This is a genomic window from Dokdonella sp. (genome assembly GCF_049593775.1).
Taxonomy (GTDB): Bacteria; Pseudomonadota; Gammaproteobacteria; order Xanthomonadales; family Rhodanobacteraceae; genus Dokdonella.
On sequence record NZ_JBAWHJ010000271.1, the window covers coordinates 1 to 5,724 of the forward strand.

Here is a 5,724-nt window from a genome sequence, read left to right on the forward strand (position 1 = left end):
ACCATGGCCTTGAACTGTTTCTCGCATTCTTCGACGCAACGCTGCAGTCCATCGAGAACCGCATCATTGACGGTGTTCATCTTGGTCTTGAACGAGACGATGCCGATATCGTCACCGAGATGCCACAGGCGCACGCCATCGTTCTCCCACACCGTAGTGCCGGTGTCGAAAGCCTCGCCGAGCAGCGGGTCGGGGAACAACTGGCGCTGGTAGACCTCCGCATTCGATCGCGGCACAAGTTTGCCTGCGCTGGGCGACCATGAGCCGTCTTTGCCGTGCACGCCATCGCGACCGTCGGTTACCCACTTCGGCAGCGGCGCATTGCTCATGGCCTTGCCTGCGGCAATGTCTTCGGCGATCCATTCGGCCACTTGTTTCCAGCCAGCCGCCTGCCAGGTTTCAAACGGGCCGAGCTTCCAGCCATAACCCCAGCGGATCGCGAAATCCACATGCCTCGCCGTATCGGCAATATCGGCCAGATGAAATGCGGTGTAGTGGAACAGGTCTCGGAACATGGCCCAGAGGAACTGGGCCTGGTTGTCGGATGAGGCGCGAAGAGCGGCGAATTTCTCGGCAGGATTCCTGATCGACAGGATCTTGCCCATTTCTTCGCTGGCCCCTTCGCTGGCCGGGCGGTAATCCTGGGTTGCCAGGTCGAGCACCTGGATTTCCTTGCCGACCTTGCGGAAGAAACCTGCTCCGGATTTTTGTCCCAATGCACCTTTCTCGATCAGGGCCGAGAGCCAGGCGGGGGCCTTGTAGTACTTGTGCCACGGATCATCCGGCAGGGTGTCGTCCATGGTCTTGATGACATGCGCCATCGTATCGAGGCCGACCACGTCCGAGGTGCGATAGGTCGCGCTTTTCGGCCGGCCGATTGCAGGGCCGGTAATTGCGTCGACCGCGTCGAAGCCAAGCTGGAACTGTTCGGTGTGATGCATGGTCGCGAGGATGGAAAATACGCCGATCCGGTTGCCGATGAAGTTCGGCGTGTCCTTGGCGTGAACGACGCCCTTGCCCAGCGTCGTGGTCAGGAAAGACTCCAGCCCGGAGAGCAGGGCTGGGTCGGTCTGGGAATCAGGGATCAACTCGACCAGATGCATGTAGCGCGGCGGGTTGAAGAAATGGATGCCCGAGAATCGCGGGCGCATCGCCTTTGGCAGGGCTTCGGCCAGGGCGTTGATGGAAAGGCCGGAAGTATTGCTGGCAATGAAAGCAGAATCAGATACATACGGCGCAATCTTCTTGTAAAGGTCTAGCTTCCAGTCGAGGCGTTCGGCAATTGCCTCGATGATCAGGTCGCAGTCCTTGAGCAAGTCCAGGTGTTCGTCGTAGTTGGCCGCCGTGATGGACACGGCACGTGAAGCCTCGGCCAGCGGGGCTGGGGAAAGCTTGGCCAGGTTGGCGATCGCCTTGAGCGCGATGCCGCTCTTCGGACCTTCCTTGGCGGGCAGGTCAAACAGGATGCATTCGACGTCGGCATTGGTCAGGTGGGCGGCGATCTGGGCGCCCATGACGCCGGCGCCGAGGACGGCAACCTTGCGAATGCGTAGGGGAGAGTGGTTCATGCGGTACCTCGCGGGAAAGATGCGTGGATTGGCACGGCCAGAGGCCGCGCAATGGGGAGTCGAATGTGGCCTATTCGGCGCGCAGGCCGGCGGCAGCGAAGCGGATCAGGTGCTCGGCGGCGCGCTCGCGGTGAATTTTTTCGGACATGGCCGCACGTCGCTTGATGACGCCAAAATCGGCCATGGCGTAGGTCAGGGCGCCAGCGATGATGTCTATTCGCCAGTAGAGCTCTTCCTTGTCCAGATGCGGAAGCTGCGCGCCGAACGCGGCGGCGAACTCCTTGAGCACATAGCCATAATTCTCGGAGAGGTACTTGCGCAGGCGCTCATTGTGTTCGGCATAGGCCCGAGCCAGTACACGGACGAAGGTCGAGCCTCCCGACTTGTCCAGCGAAAGCAGCAGGGCCGGGTGGATAAATGCGGCCAGGATGTCCTCGAGAGTGGCATCGGGCCTGGTCTGAACGGTCTTCAGGGCATCGAGGCGCTGGGCGCTGAGTTCGTCCAGTCGGCGGCGAAACACCTCGTTGACCAGGTTGTCCTTGGATCCGAAATGGTAGTTGACCGCGGCCAGGTTGACCTTTGCGGTCGAGGTCAGTTCACGCAGGGATGCGCCGGCAAACCCGTTGCGTGCGAACAATTCCTCGGCAGCGCCGAGAATGCGTTCCTTGGTCGAAAAGTGGGGGGAATTCAAGATTGGGCGTCCATTGACTGCGGATAAACCAAACGAGCGTTTGAATGATATGCGTGCAAGCCTTCTGGATCAACGCCTGGAATGGGTTGGCCATCACGCCTTTGGGGTGCTATTCCGGTCCAGAATTAGCTAGAATATGGGGTCGGATAGTGCGCTAACTATCCGGATTGTCGCGGGTTTGCTCCCTCGGCAAGCCCCCGCTTCATCTTTCTCTCTTCAAACAAGGTCAAATGACAATGGCGCTGGAGCGCACTCTTTCCATCATCAAGCCCGACGCGGTTGCCAAGAACGTGATCGGCGAAATCTATTCCCGTTTCGAAAAAGCCGGCCTCAAGATCATTGCCGCGCGCATGAAACAGCTGTCCCGTGGCGAAGCCGAAGGCTTTTATGCGGTCCATCGCGAGCGGCCGTTTTTCAACGCGCTGGTCGACTTCATGATTTCCGGTCCGGTCATCATCCAGGCACTCGAGGGTGAAAACGCGATTTCGGTGCATCGTGACCTGATGGGCGCGACGGATCCCAAGAAGGCTGATCCAGGAACCATTCGTGCGGATTTCGCCGATTCGATCGATGCCAATGCCGTGCACGGTTCCGATGCGCCGGAAACGGCCGCAGTCGAGATCGCGTATTTCTTTGCAAGTTCAGAAGTCACGGCGCGCTGAATTCGATGGACGTGACGCAGACCAGGACCAACCTGTTCGGCCTTGATCGCACCGGCTTGCGCGAGTGGTTCGCACAGGCCGGTGAAAAGCCGTATCGGGCGGATCAGGTCATGAAGTGGATGTACCACCGTCACGTCACCGATTTTTCCCAGATGACCGATGTCGGCAAGGTATTGCGCAGCAAGCTCGAAGCGGTTGCCGAGATCGTTCCTCCTCATGTGCTGCATGAAAAGCAGTCGACTGACGGCACACACAAGTGGCTGCTCGGCATGGATCCGCGCAATGCCATCGAGGCCGTGTTCATTCCCGAGAACTCCCGTGGAACGCTTTGCGTGTCATCCCAGGTGGGTTGCGGACTCAATTGCACGTTTTGTTCGACCGGTACCCAGGGATTCAACCGCAATCTTTCGACGGCCGAGATCATTGGCCAGGTCTGGGTCGCCGCGAAGCACCTAGGCAATGTCCCGCATCACCAGCGCAAGCTGACCAATGTTGTCATGATGGGCATGGGCGAGCCCCTGCTCAATTTCGACAACGTCGTCCGCGCCATGAGCATCATGCGCGACGATCTCGGATTTGGCCTGGCCAACAAGCGCGTGACCCTTTCGACGGCCGGGCTGGTGCCGATGATTGATAGGCTCTCCGAGGAGAGTGACGTTTCCCTCGCAGTTTCACTGCATGCGCCGAATGATGAGTTGAGGACCCAGCTGGTCCCGCTGAACAAGAAATACCCCATCGCCGAGTTGATGGATGCCTGCCTGCGCTATACGCAGCGCAGTGCACGCACGACGGTCACTTTCGAATACACGATGATGAAGGGCATCAATGATTCGCCCGAGCTTGCCCGTCAGCTGGTCAAGCTCGTGCGCAAGCTGCCGAGCAAGGTCAACCTGATTCCGTTCAACCCGTTTACGGGGACCCAGTACGAGCGCTCGGAGGATTCCGTGATTCGGGATTTCCAGACTATCCTTCTGGATGCCGGCGTGCTGACCATGGTTCGGCGCACGCGTGGTGATGACATCGATGCCGCCTGTGGCCAGCTCAAGGGGCAGGTCATGGATCGAACCCGGCGCCAGGCCGAGTTCCGCAAGAAAATCGAGGAGGGTGTCGCCAGTGCCGCTTGATCGGATACTTGTTGGTTGCTTCGTGCTGTCCCTGCTTGCTGCCTGTGCATCCAGCGGCGGAGTGCGCAGTTCGACGGAAGGCGGTACGGATCCGGAAAACCCGAAGACCAAGGCGGCGGCCCTGTACACGGACCTCGGTCAGAAGTATCTGGCTCAGGGCAAGCTCGAAAACTCCCTGGAAAACCTGCAGAAGGCGCTGGCTGCGGACCCCAACTATGCTGACGCCCACACGGTCATCGGCTTGCTCTACGAGCAGATTGGGAACAACGCGCAGGCGGAGAAGAACTATCGCAGGGCGGCGCAGCTCATGCCGAAATCCGGCAACGAGAACAACAACTACGGCGCATTCCTGTGCAAGCTCGGCCGGTATGGCGAAGCGGCCGAGTATTTTCAGAAAGCAGTCGCCGATCCGTTCTACCAGACGCCGGCTGTGGCCTTGACCAATGCCGGAACATGTGCGATCAAGGGTGGCACGTACGACGTCGCCGAACGGGATCTTCGCTCGGCGCTGGAGTACGACCCGGACAACTCAGAGGCCTTGTTCCAGATGGCCACGGTGTTGTACCGCAAGGAAGATTTCTTTCGTGCGCGTGCTTTTTTCCAACGTTACGAAGCCGTGGGGAGGCAGAGCGCGGACGCCCTGCTGCTGGGTCGTAACATCGAATTGCGTTTGGGAAACGGCAAGGCCGCGACGGAATACACGCAACGCCTGCGTGGGCAATTCCCGGATTCGGAGCAGTCTCGCTCGCTCGATACACCGAGCTCGTCATGATGACTTGGGTTGGCGAGGTATCTTCCGGACTGTTGTTGCCAGGCACTTGGACAAACGGTTGTGAATTCCACTGATCATCGCCAGCTCGATTTGCTGTTACCTGCGGAGACCGAAACTGTGAGCAAGACAGGCGTCGAAAAACAGAATCTACAGGGTGGCCCTGCGGACAGTATGGTAGCCATGGATTCGGGCGCAGAAATTGTTTTGCCGGAGATGAACGCCGTTGATGATCTCGAATCGTCCATTGGCATGCGACTCAGGCAGGAGCGCGAGAAGCGTGGCTGGAGCTGCGAAGATGTCGCTTCGAGGCTGAAACTGCAGGCGCGGCTGATCCGTCGAATCGAGCAGGATGACTACAATGGCATAGCGCACGCCGTCTACCTTCGCGGGTATCTGACGAGTTACGCGCGTCTGCTCGGTCTTCCGGTCATTCTTGCCGAGCGCGCCTGTTCCGCCAAGACCGAGCCGGCACCGCTGGTTTCCACCGGAACAATCTCGCGCTCGCGCTATCTGCTCGATCGCTATTCCGTGAGCGCCACCTACCTTATTCTTACCGGACTGGTCATCGGGCCTGCTGTCTGGCTGGCCACGCATGGGGGCCTGGAGCAGAATCTCGCGCGGACGGTCATGCTGGATGGGCCGACTGCCGCTGTGGAATCCGCGGGCTCTGATGCAGTGGTTTCCATCCCGAGTGAAGTCGTTGCCATCGGCGCAGCAAATAGTGGCGCAGGCAACAAGCCCTCGGAAATTGCGGGAGGGGCCTCCAGCAGCACCCAGAGCGGTGCGGGAGATGTTCCTCCAATCATTGCGTCGATGGCACCGTTTGCGGCTGCCTCGGCACCGGCGATTGTTGCGCCGGTGCCTGTTGTTGAGCCCGGCCAGCACGCACTGACGCTCAAGCTCAGCC

The 5,724-nt window shown here is 59.6% G+C and carries 6 protein-coding genes; 4 read left to right on the forward strand and 2 right to left on the reverse strand.

Annotation, left to right across the window (positions count from 1 at the left end):
• Together WBP53_RS09670 and WBP53_RS09675 are read right to left on the reverse strand one after the other, a co-directional pair.
• Positions 1-1,568, reverse strand: a 1,568-nt coding sequence (locus WBP53_RS09670; protein WP_423928343.1) for a 3-hydroxyacyl-CoA dehydrogenase family protein, incomplete at its 3' end; no start/stop codon positions are given.
• A 70-nt stretch (positions 1,569-1,638) separates the two neighbouring features.
• Positions 1,639-2,262 carry a TetR/AcrR family transcriptional regulator gene (locus WBP53_RS09675; RefSeq protein ID WP_423928353.1) on the reverse strand — a complete coding sequence of 208 codons (624 nt, stop codon included), beginning with the start codon at positions 2,260-2,262 and terminating at the stop codon, positions 1,639-1,641.
• A gap of 233 nt (positions 2,263-2,495) precedes the next feature.
• On the opposite strand from WBP53_RS09675, the gene ndk reads away from it, so the two are divergent.
• The 4 genes from ndk to WBP53_RS09695 all read left to right on the forward strand — a co-directional run.
• Complete coding sequence (gene ndk, locus WBP53_RS09680) at positions 2,496-2,921, forward strand: nucleoside-diphosphate kinase (protein ID WP_423928345.1); 426 nt, start codon at positions 2,496-2,498, stop codon at positions 2,919-2,921.
• 5 nt (positions 2,922-2,926) lie between these two features.
• Positions 2,927-4,045 carry a 23S rRNA (adenine(2503)-C(2))-methyltransferase RlmN gene (gene rlmN, locus WBP53_RS09685; RefSeq protein WP_423928347.1) on the forward strand — a complete coding sequence of 373 codons (1,119 nt, stop codon included), beginning with the start codon at positions 2,927-2,929 and terminating at the stop codon, positions 4,043-4,045.
• On the forward strand, positions 4,035-4,817 hold the full coding sequence (gene pilW, locus WBP53_RS09690) for a type IV pilus biogenesis/stability protein PilW (RefSeq protein ID WP_423928349.1): 783 nt from the start codon (positions 4,035-4,037) through the stop codon (positions 4,815-4,817). Before rlmN ends, pilW begins: the two co-directional genes overlap by 11 nt.
• 117 nt (positions 4,818-4,934) lie before the next feature.
• Positions 4,935-5,724 (forward strand): helix-turn-helix domain-containing protein (locus tag WBP53_RS09695; protein WP_423928351.1); only part of this gene is annotated, 790 nt, incomplete at its 3' end.

Bases quoted from the DNA above. Each gene is read 5' to 3' on its own strand.
- ndk (WP_423928345.1), top strand. From the start codon at position 2,496: ATGGCGCTGGAGCGCACTCTTTCCATCATCAAGCCCGACGCGGTTGCC.
- rlmN (WP_423928347.1), top strand. From the start codon at position 2,927: ATGGACGTGACGCAGACCAGGACCAACCTGTTCGGCCTTGATCGCACC.